Raw genomic sequence first — 24,531 nt, forward strand, 5'->3', positions numbered from 1 at the left:
CAACAAAAATACTGATTTTCTTAAACACGCAATCTCCTCTCTTCTTTTATATATAAGAATCTCTAGTGCTATTTACAGTATTCAGGAGAACACTGCAGATGAACGTACACAAACGCACAGGCTTGACTTTACCGGATCATCAGGAAATTTTGCATCTTTATTAGACTTGACTCTGGAAATAACACAGCTGGCAGAACGCTTCTGTGTTAGCCGGACAACAATCCATGAAGTTCTGAACGCGCCGAACTGTAGAATTTACATTACACGGCGGCACCAATCAGTCATTTGAAATGCTGGGATATGGACTCATGCCAATCTCGCATCAGTAGTCGTTCTATTGTATTTCTGAGCAGATGGTATCTCTGCTCAGTGAAGGGATGCACAGCTCGATGAACCGGTAGGCGTATCCGCGCAGATAGTGGTTACGTCGTATGGATATGCAGGTGGTATTCTGCTCGAACAGATGAGAACCATCCAGTTTGATCAGTTTTGTATCCCGTTCCGGTGTAAATGCGACAGATGCAACGATACCAATTCCCATACCCAGAGTGACATAGGTTTTGATGACATCTGCATCGAGAGCGGACATGGCGATATTGGGTGTCAATTCAGCGCGAGAGAACGCCTGATCGATTCGGGAACGCCCGGTAAAACCCTTGTGATAAGTAATGATCGGAAATTGAGCAACGGCTTCGAGTGTGAGAGGGTGTATCGATTGCAGCGGATGTTCTGCCGGTACGATGATCGCATGATGCCAGGTATAGTACGGAAACGATACCAGTTCGGAAGTACTCTCCAGCGCTTCAGTTGCGATACCGATATCCGCTTGACCATTCAACAGCATGGATACGATTTCACCGGGACTGGATTCATGAAGTACGAGATGTACTTTGGGGAATATTTCTTTGAATTGCCTAACGACACCCGGTAAGGCGTATTGTGCCTGGGTGTGGGTGGTAGCCACGGTCAGTTCACCCTGGTCATGCTGACTGAACTGTTCTGCCAGTCGTTTGATATTTCTGGTATCCAGCAGAATGCGGTCAACGATTTTGACCAGTTCCTTGCCCGGTGCAGTCAGTCCGGTCAGGCGTTTGCCCTTTCGGATGAACAGATCGATGTTCAGTTCATCTTCCAGGTCTTTGATATGCTTGCTGACCCCGGATTGCGAGGTAAACAGGGCATTGGCCACTTCCGTCAAATTGTAATTCTGCCGAATTGTTTCACTGATGATGCGGAGTTGCTGAAAATTCACGTGTTTATACCTGTTGTCGATACGTGTGGTGGCGTGGAGGAATGGATGTGGTACAGAAGTTATGCAGGCCTGTTATCTGTACCGCATGGTGTTCAGAATGCGTTTTTCTTTCCCCGGATACGGTCTATGGCAGCGGCCAGCCTGTCGATATCCGTATACGTGTTATAAAAAGCCAGCGAGGGGCGGACGGTACTTTCCACGCCGAAGCGGCGCAGAATAGGCTGGGCACAATGATGACCGGCACGGACCGCAATACCTTCACGATTGAGAGCAGTACCGACTTCTTCCGTAGAGAAATCCTTCAGGGTAAAAGACAGTACACCTGCTTTATCTGGTGCCGTACCAATGAGTCGCAGCCCTGCTATCGATTTGAGGCATCTGGTGGCATAGGTCATCAATTCGTGCTCGTAGCGGCTGATATTTTCAAGACCGATACGTTCCACATAGTCGATTGCGGCGCCCAGTCCTACTGCATCGGCAATATTACCGGTCCCCGCCTCGAACCGGGCAGGGGCACCGTGATAAGCTGTCTTTTCGAAAGTGACATCTTGAATCATATTGCCGCCACCCTGCCATGGCTGTGTGTCGTTGAGCAGTTCCGCCTTGCCATACAAAACACCGATACCAGTCGGGCCGAATACCTTGTGCCCGGAAAAAACAAACCAGTCGCAATCGAGTTGCTGGACGTCGACCCGCATGTGTGAAACTGACTGTGCTCCGTCGACCAGTACCCGTGCACCGACGCGGTGTGCCATTTCCACTATTTGTCTGGCAGGCGTGACGGTACCGAGTGCATTTGAAACCTGGGAGAAGGCAACAAGCCTGGTGTGTGAGTTGAGTAGCTTCTGATATTCTTCCAGCAGAATCTGTCCGTCTTCATCGACCGGTACCACGCGCAATCGGGCGCCCGTTTCATGACACAGCATCTGCCATGGAACGATATTGGCATGATGTTCCAGCCAGGTAATGATGATCTCGTCTCCGGCGCCGATATGCTGCTGTCCCCAGCTTTGGGCAACGAGGTTGATCGCTTCAGTCGTTCCCCGTAGAAAGATGATTTCATCGGTGGAGGAGGCATTGAGAAACTGGCGAACCTTATTCCTCGATTCCTCATACGCGTCCGTCGCACGGGCTGCCAGTTCATGTGCGGCCCGGTGAATATTGGAATTTTCGTGCGTGTAGAAATAGGTCAGCCGATCGATGACGGCCTGGGGTTTCTGTGTTGTTGCTGCATTGTCCAACCAGACTAAAGAATGCCCATTGACGTGTTCCTGTAAAATGGGGAAATCACGCCGGATCGCATGGATATCGAAGGGGGGATGGGCAGCAGGAATTTGGGCTATCTGATCATGACGAACGGGTACTATCACTTCATCGAGGAAATAAAATGAGGCCCCACGTTGTGGATGATTGGAATGGTCTGAACCAGACAGGCCGGTATGGGCCGGTGCACGATACTGATTCGGTGCAAACAGCGCTTTTAGTTCCGCTTCGAAAGGCAGTGGAATAGTCGAAGGATAGCTCGATCCGGTGGCCGAGTGCGGACGACCGACCTCATGACCGGGAACCGTCAAAGCGGCCGGTTCGGTCGATCGGGAAAGCGGAGGTGTGTTGAATAACGCATTGCCCATTTGCGTCAGTGATTCGATATCGGGTATATAAGCGAATGCCTCACCTGATACCTTATCTGTCCGCTGGTTGAGCTCATTTGTATTCATGGTATTTACCCACTTCAACATTTTCCAGAACACCGAGTGCATCTTCAGTTAATACGGCCAGTGAGCAATACAGTGAGACCAGATAAGAAGCGATGGCCTTATGGTTGATCCCCATGAAACGTAAGGATAATCCCATACCCTGTTCGCCTTGCAGTCCAGGCTGATAGAGTCCTACCACTCCTTGCCGGCTTTCACCCGTGCGTAGCAGCAGAACATTTGTTTTCCCTCCGGTAATGCCTATTTTGTCGCATGGAATGAGAGGCAACCCGCGCCAGGTGAGGAATTGTGAGCCGAACATCGACACGGTGGGAGGAGGTACGCCTCGTCGTGTGCACTCGCGGCCAAATGCTGCAATGGCTTTGGGATGTGCCAGAAAGAAGGCCGGCTCCTTCCAGACGAGCGAGATCAGATCATCCAGATCATCCGGAGTAGGTGCACCTGTCCGCGCTTTGATCTTCATGCTCTTAGCAACATTGTTGAGCAAACCATATTCTTTGTTATTCACCAGCTCGCTTTCCTGGCGTTCCTTGATGGTTTCAATGATCAACCGGAGCTGCTCACGGGTCTGGTCGTGCGGGCTGCTGTAAAGATCAGCGACGCGAGTATGGACATCCAGCACGGTATTGACTGCATTAAGTACATACTCACGCCCCCATTCCTCATAATCTACGTAAGTGGCAGGTAATTCACGTTCATCCTTGTTGGAGCAGTCGACTTCAACCTCATCAGGATCTTTGACTTTATTGACGCGGTAGATACCTGCCTCGACCGGAACCCACTGCAGCAGATGAGTCAGCCACCGTGGCGTGATCGTGCCCATCATGGGAATGGTTTTAGTCGCATTGGCAAGTGTACGGGCCGCAACATCACCTAATGCTGTCTGTGCCTGATGAATATCCGTCATTTAAATCCTCCTGAAAATTGTTGGGAAAAACGTGTTTTGTGTAGCTGAGCTATTCTGAATAATCCGGCGTTATTTACATATACGAAATAAATATATGTAGTTGAAATTAACCGGGTGCTTTTTCATGACGCATCTGTGCCTGGGTGATGTGACTCCCGGGTGGAATGTCGTGTGTCAGCCAGACATTCCCGCCTATCGTAGAGCCATATCCGATCGTGATACGTCCGAGGATGGTCGCGCCTGCATAGATCACGACATCGTCTTCGACGACAGGATGACGCTGATTTCCTTTGATCAATGCACCTTGCTCATCTATCGGGAAACGTTTGGCGCCTAAAGTGACTGCCTGGTACAGGCGTACTTTACGGCCGATGATTGCGGTTTCCCCGATGACGACTCCGGTTCCATGATCTATGAAAAAACTGTCACCAATCTGTGCTCCGGGATGTATTTCTATACCCGTCAGAGAATGTGCGATTTCTGAAATCATGCGTGCGATCAGAGGGACTCCCAGCTTGTGCAGTTCATGTGCCAGCCGATAATGGATGATGGCAGTGATACCCGGATAGCAGACCAGCACTTCGTCGATATTGTGTGCAGCCGGATCGCCTTCATAGGCTGCACGAATGTCACTGTCCAGGATATGACGTATGGCAGGTAACTGTCTGGCAAATACATGAGTGATTTCCACCGCCCGTTCTCGAACCGTATGGCTGATGGTCTCGAGTCCGGAAGCGAAATGGAGCTCCCGGATTACCTCTGCCGACAGATCGCGCAAGGCGGTATCCAGTGTGTACCCTACGAAGTAATCTATACTTTCACCGGTCAGGTCGGGTTGACCCAGACGGTTTGGAAACAATGCAGCACTCAATTTGTCGATGATGTCCGCCAGCGTTTTGCGTGAGGGAAGTTTGGGTGGATTGTTGAGTCTCTGCCGGTTTTCCAGTGAAGTCTCGCGTAAATTACGCAACTCTATGACAACGTTGCTGATTGTCGTGCGAAGGTAGGGTAATTCCGGTGAATGCATTTTTTCAGAGGCTGTCATCAATGTATCGATCCGTTTTGGGCATGGTTTGGAAACAGATCGAGCTTGCGCGGCTTGATGAAAACCTGATCTCCTCTTGCCAGTTGCAACTCGCGAAAACGCTCCTTGCTGATCTCGGCGTAAATGCTGTTTGCACTTTGGTTGTCTTTGCCTGCCAGCTCCAGCCGTACGACCGGTCCGATAGCGAGAATATGAACGATATGGGCAGCCAGAGCAGGTTCCCCGTTTAATGTCCGATCCACTTCAAGATCATGCGGCCGCACGTAGGCGATGGCATTGAGATCTTCCGCTTCTGAGTACTCCGGGGCATCGACTTGAAGATCACCGATCCATGCATGGCCATGATGTACACGTCCGTGGAACAGATTGACGTGCCCTAGAAATTCATACACGAACGGATTGGCCGGTTTTTCATAAACTTCATCAGGGGTGCCGATTTGTTCGATACGGCCCCGATTCATGACGACGATCCGATCTGCTACTTCCAGTGCTTCTTCCTGATCGTGTGTGACAAAGATACTGGTAATGTGCATGTCGTCGTGCAGTTTGCGCAGCCAGGCACGGAGTTCCTTGCGCACCTTGGCATCCAGAGCGCCGAAAGGCTCATCCAGTAACAAAACACTGGGTTCGACCGCCAGTGCCCGTGCCAGCGCAATACGTTGGCGCTGCCCTCCGGAAAGTTGATGCGGATAACGGTCTGCCAGCCAGTCGAGTTGCACCAGTTGCAGCAGTTCAGTCACGCGGCGATTGATTTCCGGAGCGTTGGGGCGCTGTTTTCTGGGGCGTACACGCAAGCCGAATGCTACGTTCTCGAAAATGGTCATATTGCGAAAAAGTGCGTAATGCTGGAAGACAAACCCCACATGCCGATCACGAATGTGTTTGTCGGTTGAATCTTCCTCGTTGAACAGCACTTGACCGGAATCAGCTGTTTCAAGGCCGGCAATGACCCGCAGCAGAGTGGTTTTACCGGAGCCGGAAGGACCCAGCAGCGCGAGTAGTTCCCCAGGGTTCACTGTCAGGTTGATGTCGTTCAGTGCGGTGAAAGAGCCGAATTGCTTGGATAGATCATGTATTTCGATAGTCATGAATGATTTCCTCTGGAGGTTTGTTGAGCTACTTTTGCTTCAACCAGTGTTTTCAGTACCAACGTAATCAGTGCAAGTAACGCCAGCAAAGAAGCCACTGCAAAAGCGGCAACAAAGTTGTATTCGTTGTAAAGAATTTCGACGTACAGCGGAAGTGTGTTAGTCAAGCCACGAATATGCCCGGAAACGACCGAGACGGCACCAAACTCGCCCATTGCTCTGGCATTGCAGAGAATGGTGCCATACAGCAATCCCCATTTGATGTTGGGAAGGGTGATGTACCAGAGTGTTTGCCAGCCGCTTGCTCCCAGAATAATGGCAGCTTCTTCTTCCTCACTTCCTTGTGCCTCCATCAATGGGATCAGCTCGCGCGCAATAAACGGCACGGTCACGAAAGTCGTTGCCAGCACGATGCCGGGTACGGCAAATATTATGGAAAGATCGTGTTCCCTCAGCCATGGGCCTGCCCAACCTTGCAAGCCGAATATCAGTACATAAATTAATCCGGCGACGACGGGAGAGACGGAAAATGGCAGATCGATCAGGGAGGTGAGGATGCTTTTGCCGCGGAACTCAAATTTGGCAATTGCCCAGGCGGCTGCGATACCGAATATCAGATTGAGTGGTACGGCGATGGCTGCTGCGATCAGTGTCAGCCGAATGGCGGCGAGAGCATCAGGTTCAGTGATGGCAGCGAGATAAACCTCCCATCCTTTTCTCAATGCCTCAAAGAAAACTGCTAACAGTGGCAGTAAAATAAAAAGAGACAAAAAGGAGAGTGCCAGCAGGATGAGTGTCCAACGTGCCCATGGCGATTCCTGTGTAATCACGGCCTTGTGCGGTGCCGGAGAGGTTTGGAGTAACGGGACGGCAGTCATGATTTTCCTTTATGCTTTTATGCTGCGATGACGAACCCACCATTGCAGCAGGTTGATGATCAGCAGAAGAATGAATGAAATCACCAGCATCACGACGGCAATGGCTGTTGCACCAGCGTAATCATATTGTTCGAGTTTGGTGATGATGAGTAATGGAGTGATTTCCGAGACCATCGGGATATTACCGGCAATAAAAATGACGGAGCCGTATTCTCCGATGGCGCGGGCAAAAGCCAGTGCAAAACCGGTGGTCAGTGCAGGCAGAACTGCCGGGAAAATAACATACCGGAAAGTCTGCCAGCGTGTTGCGCCCAGCATGGCAGCAGCTTCTTCCAGTTCTTTCTCGATATCTTCCAGTACAGGTTGAACGGTGCGAACGACGAACGGCAGCCCGATGAATGTCAGTGCAACGAAAACACCGACCGGGGTGAAGGCGACCTTGATTCCCAATGGTTCCAGATACTGGCCGAGCCAGCCGTTACCCGCATAGATTGCGGTGAGCGTGATACCGGCAACGGAGGTGGGTAGTGCGAAAGGCAGATCGATCAGGGCATCGACCAGGCGCTTACCCGGAAACGGGTAACGTACTAGTACCCAGGCTACCAGCAATCCGAAAAATGTGTTAACCACTGCGGCTGCAAACGAGGCTCCAAATGTCAGCCGATAGGATGCGACGACTCGGGGTGCAGTCACCGTACTCCAAAATTCCGGCCAGGTCAGTTTCGCGCTGTGGATGAATGCTGCCGACAGAGGAATCAGTACGACCAGACTCAGGTAAAGCAAGGTGAATCCCAGTGCCAGATTGAAGCCTGGTAATACACTGTATTGTTTGAAAGTGCTCAAAATTCAGGCTCCTGTTATTCGATTGTAAAAATCCTTTTGGGTGATTGCCGGGATCATGTTGTGAGTTACACTGCTTTCCCTAAAAAATTGCCTTGCAGATAATGTGCACCTGCCTGTTTTGCCGCTGTCAGCTGCTCTTGCGTTTCGATTTTTCTGACATGCAGGCGGAAGCCGGCATCACGGGTGCTGTTGTCTTCCGGATAGTCATTCATCTGATACTGTAATAACTCGTGTGCTTGCACGATCAGGATGTCCGGATGGAGATCATCTGTTCCCAGTAACCAGTGTCCGTTGGTACTGCTGAAATTAAGGGCTACTTGATAACCGTATGAGCGGTAGTTAATGATCAGTTTCTGTAGCAGTTTCCAGTCGTGATTCAGGGCTGGGGGTATTTCAATCACGACCCGTGAAGTACTGATTCCGGTCAAATCCAGAAAATCTTTGAATGTTCGTCCGTGTTCATTCTGGATGCTGCTCAGCAGGCGTGGATGTACGCTCAGGAAAAGCTGACCAGTGTTGATATCAAAGTTCTTCTTAAAATAATTCAGTGCGTGAATTGCCCTGCACAGGCGATCGAGGTCGATCAATTGTTCATCTTTGGAGGCAAGTGCAAATACCTGCCAGGGCCAGAGCGAGACTTCACCATTTGATTCAGAGCGAATGTAGGCTGCGTGGCCGATTATTTTATTTTCATGAATATCGAGGATTACCTGAAAGGCACTGGTCAGTTTGCAATGGTAGAAATTTCCACTGATCCGGCCATTTTCATCCTGTTCCAGCGAGTAGTCGGTAGCAGCTTTGATCAATTCGAACTCATCCATTACGGTAAAAGGCTTGGCAGTGGTTCTATTCATGAAAGCGCTCCTTTCAAGATTGTTTGTCGCTGTTTTTATATGCAAGGCTGTTTTCGGGTACATGATTCGATGTTTCGTAAATAGAACGGGTTATATGCTTCTGTAAGGTTGATTTTCCTGCAGTGATTCATTGTCGAATCTGTATCCATTCCGCTCGTCTGGTATCTGCCAGGAGAAGGGAGTCAGGATGTTGTCGGCTTTACGCGAATATCTGGCCAGGAAATTTCCCTGTAGCAGATCTGCACCTGCGTGTATTGCATCTGTCAGTTGATATGAAGTTTCTATGTTGCCTACCAGAACATCTGCTCCTTGATCATGAGCAGTGACTATCAACGGATCCAGTACGCTACGCCGTAACAGATCACGTGCATCAATACGTATGACATTAGGATATAACTTGCCAAGTTCGGATATCCGGTCATTATTGGTACCGCTGTAATTGACTGAGATCAGATACCCGTGTGCACGATAGTTCATGATCACGCGTTTCAGCAGCCGCCAGTCACGATTGGCTTCAACTGGGATCTCGATAACGATTCTGGAGGTACGTATTCCGATAATGTCTAGTATTTGCTCAAATGCGCTGCCATGATCATCCTTGACACTTTCCAGCAAACGGGGCTGTACGCTGACGAACAGCTTCATCTGTTTGTTAGTAATATTGTCAAGAAAATTGAGGGCATGAATCGTTCGGCAGAGGCGATCCAGCTTGATGAGCTGTTCATCGTCGGGGGCGAGTGCGAATATATGCCAGGGAGAAAGTTGTATTTCCCCATTTCCATTTAAATCAGCGCGGATACGAGCTTCTTGTCCAATGATATTGTTCCGGACAGCTTCAAAAACAGGTTGATAAGCGCTTGATAACTTGCAGTGGTAAAAAAGACCAGTAATCTCGCCATTATCAGAGTGTTGTAAGGAAAAACCGGTGCTTGTGATAATGCGTTCTATCGTACGAATCATATAATTACCGTGTACCAGTGTTTTTAACGTTGATGGCAGCATTTGTAACTCCAGCAAAGAAGCTATCTGAATTGAAGCAAGAGAAGCGGGTAAATCGTTCATCCATTTCAACGGGATCTGCGCACTTCTTGCTTCACTGGACTTGTTCATTACTTATACAAAGTTGCAACAACTTTCTTCAGCTTTTTTCTCATCGAAGATCGTGTCGATTTCGTGCATGGCATGACGGCAGAAAATCATCGGGATCCCGATACGGCTGGCCTGATCTTTCACTGAATTGGCAAGGTTGTGGCTGACGTAATCGTAGATAATCACGACCAGCTTTGTTCTGCCTGGCAGTGCTCGCTTGTTGAACCCTTTTTTACGACCGTTCCAGTGTTCTATACGGGAATAGCCGTGTGCCGTGATTCTCTGTTTGAGAGATGCAATGTAATCTCCACCCACTATAAGTACTGTCATTTCTGATTCTTTTCGAGTTTGAGGTTATGAGCAATCAATGTGCCGGATACAAAATCGATCATTGATTTACATAGATTTTGTCGAACAGGCCGCCGTCCTTGAAGTGGATGCTCTGGGCTTGCGGCCACCCTCCAAATACGTCATTGATCGTAAATAGATTGATTGCCGGGAACTGATGAGCATATTTTTTGGCGATTTCCGGATCGCTCGGTCGATAGAAGTTGCGTGCCGCAATTTCCTGCCCTTTTTTGCCGTACAGGTACTCGAGGTAGGCCTGGGCAATATTACGTACGCCATGTTTGTCGACATTCTTGTCGACGACAGCGACAGGGGGTTCGGCAAGAATGCTGATCGAGGGAATGATTATTTCGAATTTCTCCGGGCCATATTCCTTGAGCGCCAGAAAAGCTTCGTTTTCCCAGGAAATCAGAACATCCCCTATGCCGCGCTGGATGAAATTGATGGTTGATCCACGTGCCCCTGAATCAAGTATTGAGACATTCTTATAAAGTCGGGTGAGGAACTCTTGTGCTTTTGCTTCATCGCCATCGTATTTTTTCAGTGCAAAACCCCACGCCGCCAGATAATTCCAGCGTGCACCACCCGATGTTTTCGGATTGGGCGTTATGACGGCGACACCCGGTTTGATCAGATCATCCCAGTCTTTGATTCCTTTGGGATTGTCTTTGCGTACCAGCAGGACGATCGTTGAGAGATAGGGCGAACTGTTGTTGGGTAAGCGTTTCTGCCATTCTGCCGGGATCAGCCCCGATTGCTCGCTGATCGCGTCAATGTCATGAGCAAGGGCAAGTGTCACTATATCTGCAGGCACACCGTCAATGACCGCACGTGCCTGTTTGCCGGAGCCGCCATGTGACTGTTTGACAGTAATTTTCTCCCCGGTTTTTTCCTGCCAGTAGCGGATGAACTCGCGGTTATATTCCTCATACAGCTCGCGTGTCGGATCGTAGGAAACATTGAGAAGAGTCCGGTCAGCAAATGCCTGACTGGCACCTGCCAGAGCAAATGTCAATAATCCGACTGACAACCATATATTGAATTTCATTTGATTCCCTTTTATAGATAAGTTGATGTTATTTGAATGCGCTGATAGCGACTTCAACATAGAAAAAATCCGTCCCGGCAGTGGTTTCTCCCAGTTCCGCCAACTGCTGGTTTTTTATGAATCCGCCGTTGAACCAGTGTGAATAGCCCAGTGTGGTACTGATATGAGGTGTCAGCTTGTAACGGGCGCGAATATCGGCTGAATGCCCGATAAAGCTGCCACTGTTCCCGCTGCGATCACGGTTATTTCCACTGCCGTTGAGAAGGTTGTTGAAACGGTCAGTCTTACTGGCGAGCCAGAAGCCGTTGTAGCCTCCGTCGATTTGTAAGTCCGGATGTGGCTGGAACTCTACCTTGATTTTCGGTGCCTGGATGTTTTCCATGATGATGTAGTCATCAGCTGACCAGGGTCGTGCAAAACCGAAGAATCTTTCAAAGCGGTTGTTTGTGCTGTCGTTAGGATCCCGATCACCACTTACATAGCCGTAAAAGGCACTGACGCGGGGTTTCCAAGCAGCTTGTTGAAAGGTATAGCCGAATTCGAGCAGATAGGAATGCGCTGATTTTTTCTGTCCACCATCACGGCCAAATTGATAAATGGCACCGAGATCGAAATCGACTTCAGTGTTGGGTACAACACCATAGGCTCGTATGGCAGGAGAGTGGATTTCACGTTTGACTCGTGTTCCACCATCGTCATCCTGTATTAACCCCATATAGTAGGGTTGAATGGTGATTATTTCTGACCATTGACGAAAATGTCCGATTGCGCCATAAAACCACTGGCCTTTGTCGCGCCGGTCAAATTTGTCTATCAGTCTTATGACCGGTTGCACTCCCCATGCATCGAACTCCCAGTCATTCGATTCCTGGCCGAGTGTAACGCGGAAGCCTTCAAAATTATTGGTAGTGTTGCGCCATTGATTACTACCCAGTAAGCGCCGATCCAGCGTTTCCCATGCCATGCGACCACCCCGGATTCTGACAGGACGATAATTACCCAGGTCATCGCGCCCCAGCGCATCCTTGAAATAGAGTTCGCCATAGGTCTGAATCAGTTCGAATTCATTCCAGTCGCGATTATCTTTAGGGAATTTACCGTTATAGCGACGTGCATCTTCAAATTCGACCACAAAGCGCAGAGGATCCAGAATTTCTTTGATACCCAGATAGGCCCGTGTTCGGAGTAGAACAGGATTATCGGTAGTGATACGTGAGCGTCGGATATCATTGTGACGATGTTCATAACGTACGCGGTAATCCAAGCCGACATCCAGCCAGTAAAGATTTTTGAAAGCATCGATCCCTGTTTTGGATAGCGTACGTACATAACGGGGAGGATCGGACTCCGGGTGAGTGCTGTAGCTGCGCGCGCGCTGGTAAAAGCTGGAGGGTGCATCACCAGCGATGAATGTGGGTTTGGTCGATTCAGCTTGTTCGTTTGCCGCAGTTTGTATAATCACTTCCTTGGATGCTGCAGAACCGGAATCAACTGCTGTTGTCTGACCATTCCGGTTGTCTGAAAGCATTTCTTTTGCATGAACCATATTTGTCAGCGACGGGAGAGTAATCAGATAAAGCCATATCCATGTACGGTGTCTCATTTATGCCTCTGTTTTATAGTTGTAGGTTTATTGGGTTATGGCTCTCGACGTCGTTCGAGCGAAGCAAAGATAACAACAATCTCTTATTTATAAAAATAATAAATAATGATTTCTTTATCTGAATTTAATATATGTAAAATTGTTTTGATCGAGCGGTAGCATGAATATGCGGTTAAGAGAGGTAATTAGGTACTGATGAAATTAGCACTCGTGAACTAAGAGTGCTAGGATATGTCTATTTACTTCAAATCATGTAGAGTGCATTCAATCAATGGAGAAAATAATGAGTGAGACTATGGCTTTACCGGTGATAGCAGGCGGTGATCTGGACAGCTATATTCGTGCGACCGGCAGCTTTCCTGTCTTATCCCGGGAAGAGGAGACTTCCCTGGCTAAACGTATGCGAGAAGAGGGCGACGTCAATGCAGCGCACCAGCTGGTGCTTTCCCATTTACGCGTGGTGGTTACCATCGCTCGCGGTTACCTGGGATACGGGCTGCCGCATGCGGACTTGATACAGGAAGGTAATATCGGTTTGATGAAAGCTGTCAGACGTTTTGATCCGGAACGGGGGGTTCGGCTGGTTTCCTTTGCAATTCACTGGATCAAGGCGGAAATTCATGAGTTCATCATGCGTAACTGGCGGCTGGTCAAGATTGCCACGACCAAACAGCAGAGAAAGCTTTTTTTCAATCTGCGCAGTATGAAAAAAGGACTGGATACGATGAGCCAGGCTGAAGTGGCTTCGATGGCAGAACAACTGGGTGTCAAAGCTGAGGAAGTCGTCGAGATGGAAACCCGCTTCAGCGGGAGGGATATTTCCCTGGAGCCGGTAACAGACAGTAATGAAGATGATTTCAGCCCGATTGCCTGGCTGACGGATGGATCGGATCCCTCCAGAGAGCTGGAAGAGGAACAGCTGGAACAACTGACGCATGCCAGGCTGAAAAATTCGCTCGATAGTCTGGATGAGCGCAGCCGTCGTATCATCGAGGCCCGCTGGTTAGGGGAAGACAAGGCTGCAACCTTGCATGAACTGGCTGATGAGCTGGGTATTTCTGCGGAGCGTGTGCGTCAGATCGAAGCAAAAGCCATGAAGAAAATGCGGGCTGAGATCGCCATCTGACAGCCAGTATGAATATGTCCTGGATCAATGGCTACATGTTAGGGCTTCAATGCCTCAATCCATTTCTTGTACAGGCGATCCGCGACTGATTGCAGTGTTGCAATGCGGTCATCGAGGTTCGCCTGAATCTCTTCGCCGCTGCTGACGGCGGGACTTTCCCCGCTTTGTACCAGCTCGTCAGCATTTGCCTCACACCATGTTTTTACCATCTCGGCGGTCATTTCGATATGACATTGCAGGCCTAGGTGAATCCCCAAGGCAAAGGCTTGATTGGGACAGTAAGGGCTGGATAGCAGCCTGCCTGCGTTTACCGGTATGCTAAAGGTTTCGCCGTGCCAGTGAAAGGCATCGAATTTCGTGAGATCAGTACCAAACCAGTCACGCGCAATGATAGAGGGAGAAACCACATCCACACATCCCCATCCCAATTCTTTGACCGGATTGTTTGTTACCACGCCTCCCAGAGCGGTTGATAAAAGCTGTCCACCCAGGCAGTGGCCCAGTACCGGAATATCGGCGCTTGTCGTCTGCCTGATGAGCGATAGGACCGGGTCAATCCAGGGTAAATCATCGTGTACACTCATCGGACCGCCCATCAGCACCAACCCGCTGTACTTGTCCGGATTCTCCGGTGGGGGTGCTCCTAAATCCAGACAGATCAGTTGCCAGGGGATGTGATGGTGGTCGAGAAATGTGGCAAAATAGCCGGGCCCTTCGATCGGGAAAAACCTGAGAATTGCGACGGGTTTCATTGATGACATCCTTCCTGGAATAAATGAACGGGCTTTACTGTTCTCTTGCGAATACTCTGTTTTCTTCAGTAGAGTGTGGATTGTACGGTTTTCCAAGTTTTTACGGGGATCAGGTTGTTTACGATATTCCGGAGCGAGATGACCGTTCTTCACTGTCATATCCTGATCGTCTGTGCTGCTTGCCTCCCCGGTTGGTAACAGGCCTTCCGGGTGGTTGCCCGGGTGTGACGGGGTAGTCCCGTTTTTATTTTTCCTGCTTAGATATCGATAGTGATGGCATTAAAAAACCACGATTTCAATGATCTGGTTCGACTGGAACAATTGCGGCATATTGAAACCGGCCAGCCTCAGGCACTTTCTTACGCCGGTATTGCGAGTATGGAAGCATACCCTGTCTCCGGTTTCAGTTATCCCGCTTTTCTGGAAAGGTTGCTGGATCGCGCTCATCATCTGGTTCATGACAATCATCTGGACGATGTGCTCCAGCAGCCGGAGAAGTTGTTTATACGTGCAAGCAGAATTATTCTGCTGCTGGCGGTGGTTCTCGGAGGGCTGGCTGCGGTCAATGCAACCGGCGAATCTTCGACGCTGAACATTTACTGGCTGCTGGTCGTGTTGCTTGGGTTCAATTTCCTGTCGATGTTGTTGTGGTGTGCCGGGATTTTGTTGAATGTTCAGGGATTGAGCTCGGGCATCGCTGCGCAACTGGCCTGCTGGCTGCCTTTTCAGCTCAAGAAAAGAGAAAGTGATTCCACTAGTACGCTTGCTGCGCGTGCCTGGTGGGAGACTTGCCTGTCCGGCAGGGTAGGCAGGTGGCGAATCAGTATATTGACTCATCAGTTCTGGCTGATCTATCTGCTTGCAGGGATGGGGGTGCTGATTCTGCTGATGCTGGCAAAGCAGTATGATTTCGTCTGGGGGACGACATTGCTGCCGGAAAACAGTCTGCCAGAGCTGACTCGTCTGTTGGGTATTCCCATGCAGCATATCGGCCTGGTTGTTCCTGACGGTCAGCAGATCGCAGCCAGCCGGATCGGGGCAGGTGTGCAAGACTCAGTCATCAGAAGCGCCTGGGCGGAATTTCTGGTGGGAGCACTAATTGTCTATGGATTGTTGCCCCGGCTGATCCTGATACTGCTTGCCTTTTTCATGTTGAAGCTGTCCGAGTATCGTTACAAACTGGATTTATACCTGCCTTACTATGTCACGTTGCGGCAGAGCCTGATCGCAAAAGAATTCGTGACCAGTGTGATCGACCGTGATTCCGGAATGGCAAAAGAATTGGCGGAACCGATTATCCGTGCGAAACACAGCCGTCGTTTTCCCGCAAATGCATTGGTGATCGGCATCGAGCTGGATAGTCATGCCATCTGGCCGGAAGGAATGGTTTGCCAGGAAAATGTGGCGGATCAGAAAACGTTTATCCGGGTCTCGGAAATGCTCAAGAAATCCAAAAGAGCGTTAGTCATTGGCGTTGCAGCACATCGATTACCCGATCGTGGAGTGCAGCGGATGATAAGAGAGCTTGCAACGCTGGTGTCAGGTCAAGTCTGGCTGATGCTGTTGCAAAGCAGCCCTGCAATTCAGGTGGCGGAATCACGCAGGCAGGCCTGGTACCGGCTGGCACAAGCCTGTGAGATTCCAGCCGAACATATCCTTTCCTGATGATGCATACTGATACGAAATCTGCCGGGACAGTCTCGATGCAGGAGGCACCGCTGCTGGAGATTGCTGTCATTGGCCATACCAATACCGGCAAAACCTCCCTGATTCGCACTTTGCTGCGCAGTACCAGCTTTGGCAGAGTGGATGACGCAGCGGGGACGACTCGCCATGTCGAGCGAGCTACCATTTTTGCCGGGAGTGAGGCAGTACTCAATTTACACGATACCCCCGGAATCGAAGATGTCTATGCGCTGCAGGACAGGCTGCAGGTGATTGCAGCTAGAAACAAACGCAGCACGCAGAGCGAACTGCTGGAAAAATTTGTTGCTGCGACCCCTCTCCATGATCCTCTGGAACAGGAAGCCAAGGTTATTCGGCAGATATTGCGTAGTGATGTGCTGCTATATGTAATCGATGTGCGTGAGCCGGTGCTGGAAAAATATCTTATCGAAATCGAGATACTCGGCAAGGCAATGAAGCCGATGATTCCGATATTCAACTTTACTGCGGCGCACCGGGCCGAACTCGATTTGTGGAGAAAAAAACTGGCGGCATTCAATATATACGCCTCGCTTGAACTGGATACCGTGGCATTTGCCTTTGAAGCAGAAAAGCGTTTATACCAGAAAATACAAAGCCTGCTGGAAGTGCACTATACCCGCCTGCAACGTTTGATCGATCACCGTGCAAGAGTCTGGAACCAGCTTTGCATGTCTGCTGCCAGGCGGATTGCCGGATTGATTATTACCGCAGTGTGTTACCGGGAACATACGGGTGATGAACGCAGTTCGGCTGATACTTCATCCGCGGCAATCAGATTGCAGGATTTCATCCGCCAGGCAGAGCAGCATTGTCTGGCCGATTTACTGAAGATGTTCAATTTCACGGATAAGGATATCGAACTGCAAAAGATCCCGGTACAGAACGGTTACTGGCAGCTTGACCTGTTTGCACCCGGTGTACTAAAAGCCTATGGCCTGGATATCGGCAGTGCGGCACTCAAGGGTGCCGCTGCCGGAGCGGGAATCGATCTGATGACGGGAGGATTGAGTCTGGGGGCTGCCAGCATGCTGGGCGCACTTGCCGGAACCGGTTGGTCTACGTTCAGACGCTACGGCAAGGAGATTCAGGCGAAGATACGGGGTACCCGGTGGTTATGTGTGGATGACAGCACCTTACAGTTACTGTATCTGCGGCAGCACCAACTGCTGGATAAACTGATGAACCGGGGACATGCTGCCTGTCACGCCGATCAGGTAAGTCAGCAGCCGGAGCGTGGTGAGCTGCCGGGCGGCTGGCAGCAGATCATCGATATGCTCAGGCAGAATCCATCCTGGGGTAAATCACAAGAACTTCACACCGAAGACACCCGGCGGTACAGCTTGATCGAAAAAAGACTGGTCGATGCGTTGTTGAGAAATCCGGCGCTATAGAATTGTGTTACGGGATCTGTCATGCATCCTGCTTGTGATCGATCGGGTAAAACAAATTGATTGATTCGATCGGGTATCTGGTACCTGCAGGAGCATAAGTGCCGTAATTAGACAGTTCTGTTGGTGCGATATAGCCCGTGATCGATTCGAGATCACCGAGGCGGGTGCCTTGCCTTACCAGGTATAGAATATAGGTCTGACGCAATATTTCAGCCGAAACCCGGTTGTCTGCTGGCAGATCAGCGTCGATTTGCAGGCAGGTTAGTAACGCTTCCAGATCTTCCTGATTCAAACGGTTCCCGGCAGGATCCGTCAGGCAATGACCGTGTTTGCCGTAGAGCGCAGCCAGGACAGGATGCAGAGGAATCATTCTGGCAGGCACGCTTCTGACCGTGATTGAGTGGTGTTCAAGGTCAATGTCATCATCCTGTAGATGGGTGATTTCATCCAATGTCAGACCACTTAGCAGCAAGACAAGCAGTTGTTTTTCGCGGATGTTTGCTGCCTGAAACAGGGTAGCGATCTGTTGCGGCGGAAGCTCGTTCATACTGGTATGTTCGAGCATCTGAGCGGGTTCCCGAGGCAAATTGACCGGTGTTGACGGCAGGACATCGAAGGCGCTGTGGGGTAAATTATCCTGATTGTGAAGATGGATTCCAGACAGATGGATCGCCAGCTTTTCCTGATCCTTGTGCATCAGGAATTCAAGGATCCAGATCGCAGCCAGACCCAGCAATAAAGACGCCAATGTCGCAATCATGGCGTTCCCCAGGTAATCCGGCCTGATCGGGTGATGAGGCAGGAAAGCACGTTCAATGACATCGACGTAGGGATACTTTCCGGTATGTTGCGCCTCGATCTGAGCTAGCCTTGCCTGAGTATCGCGGTAGAGCTGCTCCAGTTCTTCCAGATCGGATTTCAGTGCGTCATGCTCGGTGAAGCGAGTTGTGAATTCAGCCGCTTTTTTTCTGTGCTGATCGAGCTGTTCCTGGATTGAACGGGTAGCCTGCCTGGCAGCAACATATTCCTGCTCGGCCTCACTGACGACTACGGTTTGACCTTGCCGACGGATATGCTGAATTTCATCTTCGAGTGCCCGTAGTTTATCCGGAATTACCTTGAGATCAGGGGATAAAGCCATGTAGTCACGGGTGTATCGCCGATCCAGTTCCTCCAGCTGCTCCCGTAACTCCTGTGCACGTTTTTCGAGCGCACTCAGCGTGCGTGTATCTTCAGTGGGTACGACGATCTGTCCTTTTTCGATCGATCTCCTGATGGTGTCGAGGTGTGCTTTGGCTCTGACTTCTTCTTCACTGGCTTTATTCAGTGAATCAGTCAGCCCTTTGAGACGTGCCAGTGCTTCATTGTCTTGCCGTTCGACCGAGACGATTTCGTTGTGCTGTCTGAATTGCTCGAGTTCGAGCCTTTTTTGCCCTATCTTTTCGGTTAGCGCACCCAGTTCCTCTTGCATCATTTCTACCGTCGAACCTTTGGATCGGGCAATTTCTGCTGATCGTGCATCCAGATAGACGTCGATCCAGGTATTGATGAGGCGTGGCAGTAACTCGGGTTTATTCCCTTCAGCCACCATTTCAACCAGATTAGTGTCGGTTACCGGTCGGACATTCAGCATGTCACGAATGGCGGTGGGTGTCAGATTGATCCCAGCTTCAGTATCATTGCCTTTCTGCAGGCGATCCGCTGTTTCGGCCAGCAGTTCCGAACCGAGAAGAACTTGTTTTTGAATGGCAACGTGCTGAATGTCGGCTTCCCTGCTTGCCTGATCGATAGCTGTTTTGGCAACGGTCAGCAAGGTGGCATAACTCTGATAGATTGCCGGTTGTAAAAAAACGAAACCGAGCGAAAGTAGCAGGCAGGATAAAAAAACAGAGGTAAAAATTACCGGTCTGGTTGGTTTGAGCCGGGTGAGGTAGCTGAGAAGAGAGCGGGTTGTTTCTTTTTCGATAGGTGTAGCGTTTTCTAATCGAGGACTCTCTTGTTTCATTATTCCTCCCGGTAGTGACAGTCAGATTCAGGAAAGAGCCGGGTAAGGAGTAACGCTTCAATTATGGCCCCCACCTGTTCATGAACGCAAACAATTTAGATTTTAATGCCGATAACCGGCTAGCATTCAATGTTTAAATATTACCCGCTGTTATCGTAAATTACAGTTACTTTAATCACAGAAGTACAAGCAAGTGGTTTCTGAAAAATATTAACCGCTGTTTCTGAGCCCGGTAGCGACTCCATTGATGGTCAGATGAATTGCACGACGAACGGTATCATCATCATCTCCCGAGCGATAGCGACGGAGCAGTTCGATCTGCAAGTGATTCAGTGGATCGATATAAGGCGTCCGGATGCGGATGCTGCGCGCCAGAGTAGGATTGTCCTGCAGAAGCTCGGTATAGCCGGTAATGGCAAACAGCCATTTCACACAACGCTCCCATTCGGTGCGGATGCTGGCAAAAACACTTTGACGTAATTCAATATCGGTTACCAGTTCGGCGTAGCGTGAAGCGATACCCAGGTCGCTCTTTGACAGTACCATGTCCATGTTGGACAGCAGCGTTTGCAGGAAAGGCCAGGTGCGATACATTTCCTGCAGTTGTTTTAATGCCTCTTGCTCATTCCCGGCTTGCTGCACGAAATTCTCCACGGCTGTGCCAAGCCCGTACCAGCCAGGAATCATTGTGCGATTCAGGCTCCAGCTGAATACCCATGGAATCGCCCGCAGATCTTCGATTTTGTCGGAAGGTTTGCGTGAAGTTGGTCGGCTGCCGATATGCAGACCGGCAATTTCACGGATTGGGGTGGATTCCAGAAAAAATTGCTTGAATCCCGGTGTTTCATAGACCAGATTGCGATAGGCATCATACGCACTGGAAGACAGCTCTTCCATGATCTGGTGGTAATGGGGTGCGTGATAATGGACAGCATTACGATCCAGCAATGTGGATTCGATGGTAGCGGCAACCAGGGTTTCGAGATTGCGCCGCCCGATTTCAGGATCCGTATATTTACTGGCAATGACTTCGCCTTGTTCGGTCAACCGAATCTGGCCGCTGACACTACCTGGTGGCTGAGCCAGTATTCCCTGATAGCTGGGACCACCGCCACGTCCTACCGTACCGCCGCGGCCATGGAATAGACGCAGCCTTACTCCGTGGCGATTGAATACCCGAGTCAGCTCGATTTCGGCTTTATAGATTTCCCAGTTTGAAGTGACGAATCCACCGTCTTTGTTGCTGTCAGAATAACCCAGCATGACTTCCTGCAGATTGTTCCGTGAAAGCAGTAACTTGCGGTAATCCGTAAGAGAAAACAGTTCATCCATGACATTGGCGCAGCCGCGCAGATCATCGATCGTTTCGAATAGCGGGATGATGTTTACGGTCGAGCGCGGGTCATCACCAAATTGCAATACCCCGGCCTCTTTCAGCAACAGTGCCACTTCCAGAATATGTACAACACCAGTTGCCATCGAGATGATGTAGTTAGGCAGTGCGGCGTGGCCAAAACGGCGTTGGATTTCAGCAGCCATTTTCAGAATGCGCAATTCACCCTGGGTAGTGTCAGAAAAATCTGAAAAAGAGGAAACCAGTGAACGTGGATGCCTGAGTTCGGCCAGCAGCCATTCGACACGTTCAGAGCGAGACATCTCGAGATAATTCCGGTTGTCTCGGGTATTTTTCTCATAAAGTTCGGAAATGACCTGTTCATGAATCTTGCTGTGCTGGCGCATATCCAGCGGTGCCAGGTGGAAACCGAATACATCTGCCGCCCGTCGCAGATCACGTAAAATACCCTGAGCCAGTCTGTCTGACCGGTGTTGTCTCAACGAACGGATGACGATATCGAGATCATGTACGAATTCGGCACTATCGGCGTAGGGTTCGGCATTGCTTTCCTGGCAGTATGCGCGAACGGAAGATCCCAGATGTCTGCTGGTTGCAATCAGACGGGCATGGATGCCGAGAAATACACGCCGGTAGGGCTCATCGATCCTGCTGGCCGGCAGACCGGGTGCAGTGGAAGCCAATCCTTCCAGATCACTGCTGACTTTGATCAGACGTTCGGACAGACTCATGGTCTGGCCGATTCTCTCTACTTCGTTGATGTAAAAATCGAGTATCAGTGCCGAGTGCCGCTCGGCGGCATGCAGCATGATCTGATGGGTAACGAAAGGATTGCCGTCCCGGTCTCCGCCTATCCAGCTGCCAATTCGCAGAAATGAGGCAATACGTGGTGCTGCCTTGTCCATGTGGCGTTCCAGGATATCCTCGATCTTGGCGTAGATATAGGGAATTTGTCTGAGGAAAGTGTAGTGGTAGTAGATCAGGCCATTCTCGATTTCGTCCTGCACTGTCAACCTGACGGAACGCAGCACCCGGGTTTGCCACAGTGTTTGAATGGCGGAGCGTAAATCTTCCTCGTTGTGGCGCATTTCATTGGGTGTGAGCTGGGTACGATCCCGTTCCTTGAGCAGGCGCTGAATCTTCAGCTGATAATCCAGGATGCTGCGTCGCTGCACTTCAGTCGGATGAGCTGTCAGTACCGGGGAGATCAGTGCGCTGGCAAAAAAATTCTGCAATTGTTCAGCATCAATGCCTTCTGATACTACACGTTGCAGGGCCAGTGTGACACTACCATCCTGGGGAGGAGAACCTGCACGCAAATGAGCACGACGACGGCGGTTGTGGTGCAGATCTTCGGCGATATTTGACAGCAGTGAGAAATAACTGAATGCCCGTACGACAGCGATGGTTTCTTTGTGACTGAGATGATTGAGGATGGTATCGAGCTCGTGTCCGGCCGCTTCATCCTGATCTCGCCGGAAGCGTACGGATGTTTGGCGAATGGTTTCGACCAGGTTGAACATCGTTTCACCTTCCAACTCTCGTATGGTATCCCCCAGCATACGCCCCAGCAAACGAATATCTTCCCGCAACGGATAATCTTTTTCGTTGGGTGTGTTTTTCTCTGGGATAACGTTTGCTCGGATATTCAGACTCATTATTGCGCGTCTCCTGTAATGGTGGATTTAGGGGCCGGGATGAAGGCGCAGTCATCCGTCATCATCCGTACCGGGGGCGGCCATGCTAGAATGGCCGCATTGCCGTAAATTCGGATTTCTGCTATGTCCAGTCCTAAAAAAATTGTTATTGCATCACGCGAGAGCCAGCTCGCTTTGTGGCAGGCGAATTTCATCCGGGGCCGTCTGCTCGAATTATACCCGCAAACTGATATCACCATACTTGGCATGACGACCAAAGGAGATCAGATTCTGGATGTTTCCCTGTCGAAAATCGGTGGCAAGGGACTTTTTATCAAGGAGCTCGAGCTGGCGCTGGAAGATGGTCGTGCGGATATCGCCGTACATTCCATGAAAGATGTACCGATGATTGTTCCATCCGGATTCACACTGGCAGCCATTACGGAACGGGAAGATCCGCGCGATGCTTTTGTTTCGAATGATTTCTCCAGTCTGGAAGAATTGCCTGCCGGGAGTATGGTGGGTACCTCCAGCCTGCGACGTGAATCCCAGTTGCGTGCGCGTTTTCCTCATCTGCAAGTGCGACCGTTGCGTGGCAATGTCCAGACGCGGCTGAGAAAACTGGATGAGGGAGAATACAGTGCGATCATTCTGGCTGCAGCCGGATTGAAGCGTCTGGAACTGGGGTATCGCATCAGTATGCTGCTGCCACCCGAATTGAGCCTTCCTGCGGTTGGACAGGGTGCGCTGGGTATCGAATGTCGTGACAATGATCCTGATATGGAGGAGTGGATGAAGCCGTTGCACCACGCTGCAACAGCTTACTGTGTGGAGGCGGAACGTGCCATGAGCCGCATGCTGGGGGGCAGCTGCCAAGTGCCTCTGGGTGGTTTTGCTGAGATTCTCGAAGGTGTATTGACCTTGCGCGGTTTTGTGGCGACTCCTGATGGATCCAGGATGATTGCGGATAAATTATGTGGTAAACCGGAATCAGGCGAGCAGGTGGGTCAGCAATTGGCACAAAACCTGAAAGCTCATGGTGCGGAGGAAATTCTTGCTGCACTGGCGTGAAAAGTGACTTGGATCGGGGTTGAAACCGGGGTGGATTTGTCCTTCAATCGGCTGGCTGGTAAAGGTATCCTGGTTACACGTCCTCTGCATCAGGCAGGTGGTTTGGCAACATGGGTCAGAGAACTGGGCGGAGAGCCCTGGTTGTTTCCTGTGCTGGAAATTTCCGACAGTGAAAACAAACAACCCCTGCTTGATCTGATTGCAAGACTCGATGAGTTCGATTTAGCCGTATTTGTCAGCCCGAATGCCGTGGAGAAAGTCATCCCACTGGTTCAGATCAACCGCAGCTGGCCGTGGCATGTACTGGTAGCAACCGTGGGTAAAGGAAGTGCCAGAGTATTGGAGCGCTATGGCATCACCCATGTGATTGTTCCTGAAGAAGGTTCTGACAGCGAGGCGTTGCTGCGCATGCATCAGTTGCAGATGATGCAGAGCAGGCAGGTAGTGATTTTTCGCGGTAATGATGGACGGAGATTGCTGGGAGATACATTGCGTGAGCGCGGAGCCAGTGTTGAATACATTGAATGTTATCGTCGTCACAAACCGGAAGCTGATCCGCTGCCGTTGCTGAAACACTGGTGTGATGACGGGATTCAGGCAGTGGTCATAAGTAGCAGTGAAGGTCTGGATAATTTATTTGACATGATCGGTGAAACCGGCCAACAATTGCTCAAAGCCACGCCGGTGTTCACTGCACATGAGCGGATAGAGCGCAAAGCCCGGGAGCTCGGGATTAAAAAAATATACCGCACTCCTCTCGGAGACGAAGGAACAATACGAGGCTTGCTGGAGTATTTCGAAAAAATGTAATCTCGCTA

At 50.3% G+C, this 24,531-nt stretch carries 21 protein-coding genes; 6 read left to right on the forward strand and 15 right to left on the reverse strand.

The genetic code is table 11. The annotated features are described in order from the left end of the window. A partial coding sequence (locus ABUL11_RS02980; RefSeq protein WP_350282379.1) for a hypothetical protein occupies positions 1-289 on the forward strand: 289 nt, incomplete at its 5' end. A gap of 45 nt (positions 290-334) precedes the next feature. Here the strand turns inward: ABUL11_RS02980 and ABUL11_RS02985 are convergent. From ABUL11_RS02985 to ABUL11_RS03040, 12 genes are all read right to left on the reverse strand, one after another. After that, positions 335-1,252, reverse strand: coding sequence for a CysB family HTH-type transcriptional regulator (locus tag ABUL11_RS02985; protein WP_350282380.1), 918 nt, complete (start codon positions 1,250-1,252; stop codon positions 335-337). A 92-nt stretch (positions 1,253-1,344) separates the two neighbouring features. Further along, positions 1,345-2,970, reverse strand: coding sequence for a family 2A encapsulin nanocompartment cargo protein cysteine desulfurase (locus ABUL11_RS02990; protein ID WP_350282381.1), 1,626 nt, complete (start codon positions 2,968-2,970; stop codon positions 1,345-1,347). Further along, a complete protein-coding gene (locus ABUL11_RS02995) occupies positions 2,957-3,874 on the reverse strand; it encodes a family 2A encapsulin nanocompartment shell protein (RefSeq protein ID WP_350282382.1) in 918 nt (305 codons plus the stop codon). Before ABUL11_RS02995 ends, ABUL11_RS02990 begins: the two co-directional genes overlap by 14 nt. A 106-nt stretch (positions 3,875-3,980) precedes the next feature. Then, entirely contained in the window at positions 3,981-4,919 is a 939-nt protein-coding gene (gene epsC, locus ABUL11_RS03000; RefSeq protein ID WP_350282383.1) for a serine O-acetyltransferase EpsC, read from the reverse strand. Next, positions 4,919-6,007 (reverse strand): sulfate/molybdate ABC transporter ATP-binding protein, encoded by a 1,089-nt coding sequence (locus ABUL11_RS03005; protein ID WP_350282384.1) that lies wholly within the window; start codon positions 6,005-6,007, stop codon positions 4,919-4,921. Before ABUL11_RS03005 ends, epsC begins: the two co-directional genes overlap by 1 nt. Then, positions 6,004-6,885, reverse strand: coding sequence for a sulfate ABC transporter permease subunit CysW (gene cysW / locus ABUL11_RS03010; RefSeq protein WP_350282385.1), 882 nt, complete (start codon positions 6,883-6,885; stop codon positions 6,004-6,006). The genes ABUL11_RS03005 and cysW overlap by 4 nt, the downstream gene beginning before the upstream one ends. A 9-nt stretch (positions 6,886-6,894) precedes the next feature. Continuing rightward, on the reverse strand, positions 6,895-7,728 hold the full coding sequence (gene cysT, locus ABUL11_RS03015; protein ID WP_011111204.1) for a sulfate ABC transporter permease subunit CysT: 834 nt from the start codon (positions 7,726-7,728) through the stop codon (positions 6,895-6,897). A gap of 65 nt (positions 7,729-7,793) precedes the next feature. Beyond that, the gene (locus ABUL11_RS03020; protein ID WP_350282386.1) at positions 7,794-8,582 is read right to left on the reverse strand and encodes an EAL domain-containing protein; all 789 of its coding nucleotides are present in this window, start codon (positions 8,580-8,582) and stop codon (positions 7,794-7,796) included. Between the two features lie 90 nt (positions 8,583-8,672). Next, positions 8,673-9,692: an EAL domain-containing protein gene (locus tag ABUL11_RS03025; RefSeq protein WP_350282387.1), complete on the reverse strand. Its 1,020-nt coding sequence runs from the start codon at positions 9,690-9,692 to the stop codon at positions 8,673-8,675. Between the two features lie 3 nt (positions 9,693-9,695). Further along, the gene (locus ABUL11_RS03030; protein ID WP_011111207.1) at positions 9,696-10,001 is read right to left on the reverse strand and encodes a DUF2325 domain-containing protein; all 306 of its coding nucleotides are present in this window, start codon (positions 9,999-10,001) and stop codon (positions 9,696-9,698) included. A gap of 58 nt (positions 10,002-10,059) precedes the next feature. Next, positions 10,060-11,067 carry a sulfate ABC transporter substrate-binding protein gene (locus tag ABUL11_RS03035; protein ID WP_350282388.1) on the reverse strand — a complete coding sequence of 336 codons (1,008 nt, stop codon included), beginning with the start codon at positions 11,065-11,067 and terminating at the stop codon, positions 10,060-10,062. Positions 11,068-11,095: 28 nt separating this feature from the next. Next, positions 11,096-12,670 carry an alginate export family protein gene (locus tag ABUL11_RS03040; protein WP_350282389.1) on the reverse strand — a complete coding sequence of 525 codons (1,575 nt, stop codon included), beginning with the start codon at positions 12,668-12,670 and terminating at the stop codon, positions 11,096-11,098. Positions 12,671-12,953: 283 nt separating this feature from the next. Here ABUL11_RS03040 and rpoH point away from each other — a divergent pair, with 283 nt between their 5' ends. Beyond that, positions 12,954-13,796, forward strand: a complete 843-nt coding sequence (rpoH, locus tag ABUL11_RS03045; RefSeq protein ID WP_350282390.1) for an RNA polymerase sigma factor RpoH — start codon at positions 12,954-12,956, stop codon at positions 13,794-13,796. 38 nt (positions 13,797-13,834) lie between these two features. Here rpoH and ABUL11_RS03050 read toward each other — a convergent pair whose 3' ends face one another. Next, entirely contained in the window at positions 13,835-14,548 is a 714-nt protein-coding gene (locus ABUL11_RS03050; protein ID WP_350282391.1) for a type 1 glutamine amidotransferase, read from the reverse strand. 273 nt (positions 14,549-14,821) lie between these two features. Here ABUL11_RS03050 and ABUL11_RS03055 point away from each other — a divergent pair, with 273 nt between their 5' ends. Next, positions 14,822-16,213 (forward strand): DUF2868 domain-containing protein, encoded by a 1,392-nt coding sequence (locus tag ABUL11_RS03055; protein ID WP_350282392.1) that lies wholly within the window; start codon positions 14,822-14,824, stop codon positions 16,211-16,213. Next, the gene (locus ABUL11_RS03060) at positions 16,213-17,646 is read left to right on the forward strand and encodes a DUF3482 domain-containing protein (protein WP_350282393.1); all 1,434 of its coding nucleotides are present in this window, start codon (positions 16,213-16,215) and stop codon (positions 17,644-17,646) included. The genes ABUL11_RS03055 and ABUL11_RS03060 overlap by 1 nt, the downstream gene beginning before the upstream one ends. 19 nt (positions 17,647-17,665) lie before the next feature. Here the strand turns inward: ABUL11_RS03060 and ABUL11_RS03065 are convergent, their stop codons facing one another. Together ABUL11_RS03065 and ppc are read right to left on the reverse strand one after the other, a co-directional pair. Then, positions 17,666-19,651 (reverse strand): GumC family protein, encoded by a 1,986-nt coding sequence (locus ABUL11_RS03065; protein WP_350282394.1) that lies wholly within the window; start codon positions 19,649-19,651, stop codon positions 17,666-17,668. A 210-nt stretch (positions 19,652-19,861) separates the two neighbouring features. Beyond that, positions 19,862-22,663 (reverse strand): phosphoenolpyruvate carboxylase, encoded by a 2,802-nt coding sequence (gene ppc, locus ABUL11_RS03070; protein ID WP_350282395.1) that lies wholly within the window; start codon positions 22,661-22,663, stop codon positions 19,862-19,864. 123 nt (positions 22,664-22,786) lie between these two features. Here ppc and hemC point away from each other — a divergent pair, with 123 nt between their 5' ends. Together hemC and ABUL11_RS03080 are read left to right on the forward strand one after the other, a co-directional pair. After that, positions 22,787-23,713, forward strand: a complete 927-nt coding sequence (gene hemC, locus ABUL11_RS03075) for a hydroxymethylbilane synthase (protein WP_350282396.1) — start codon at positions 22,787-22,789, stop codon at positions 23,711-23,713. Between the two features lie 3 nt (positions 23,714-23,716). Continuing rightward, positions 23,717-24,523, forward strand: coding sequence for a uroporphyrinogen-III synthase (locus ABUL11_RS03080; RefSeq protein ID WP_350282397.1), 807 nt, complete (start codon positions 23,717-23,719; stop codon positions 24,521-24,523). Positions 24,524-24,531 lie beyond the last annotated feature (8 nt).

The sequence above is a fragment of the Nitrosomonas sp. genome, assembly GCF_040256045.1.
GTDB lineage: Bacteria > Pseudomonadota > Gammaproteobacteria > Burkholderiales > Nitrosomonadaceae > Nitrosomonas.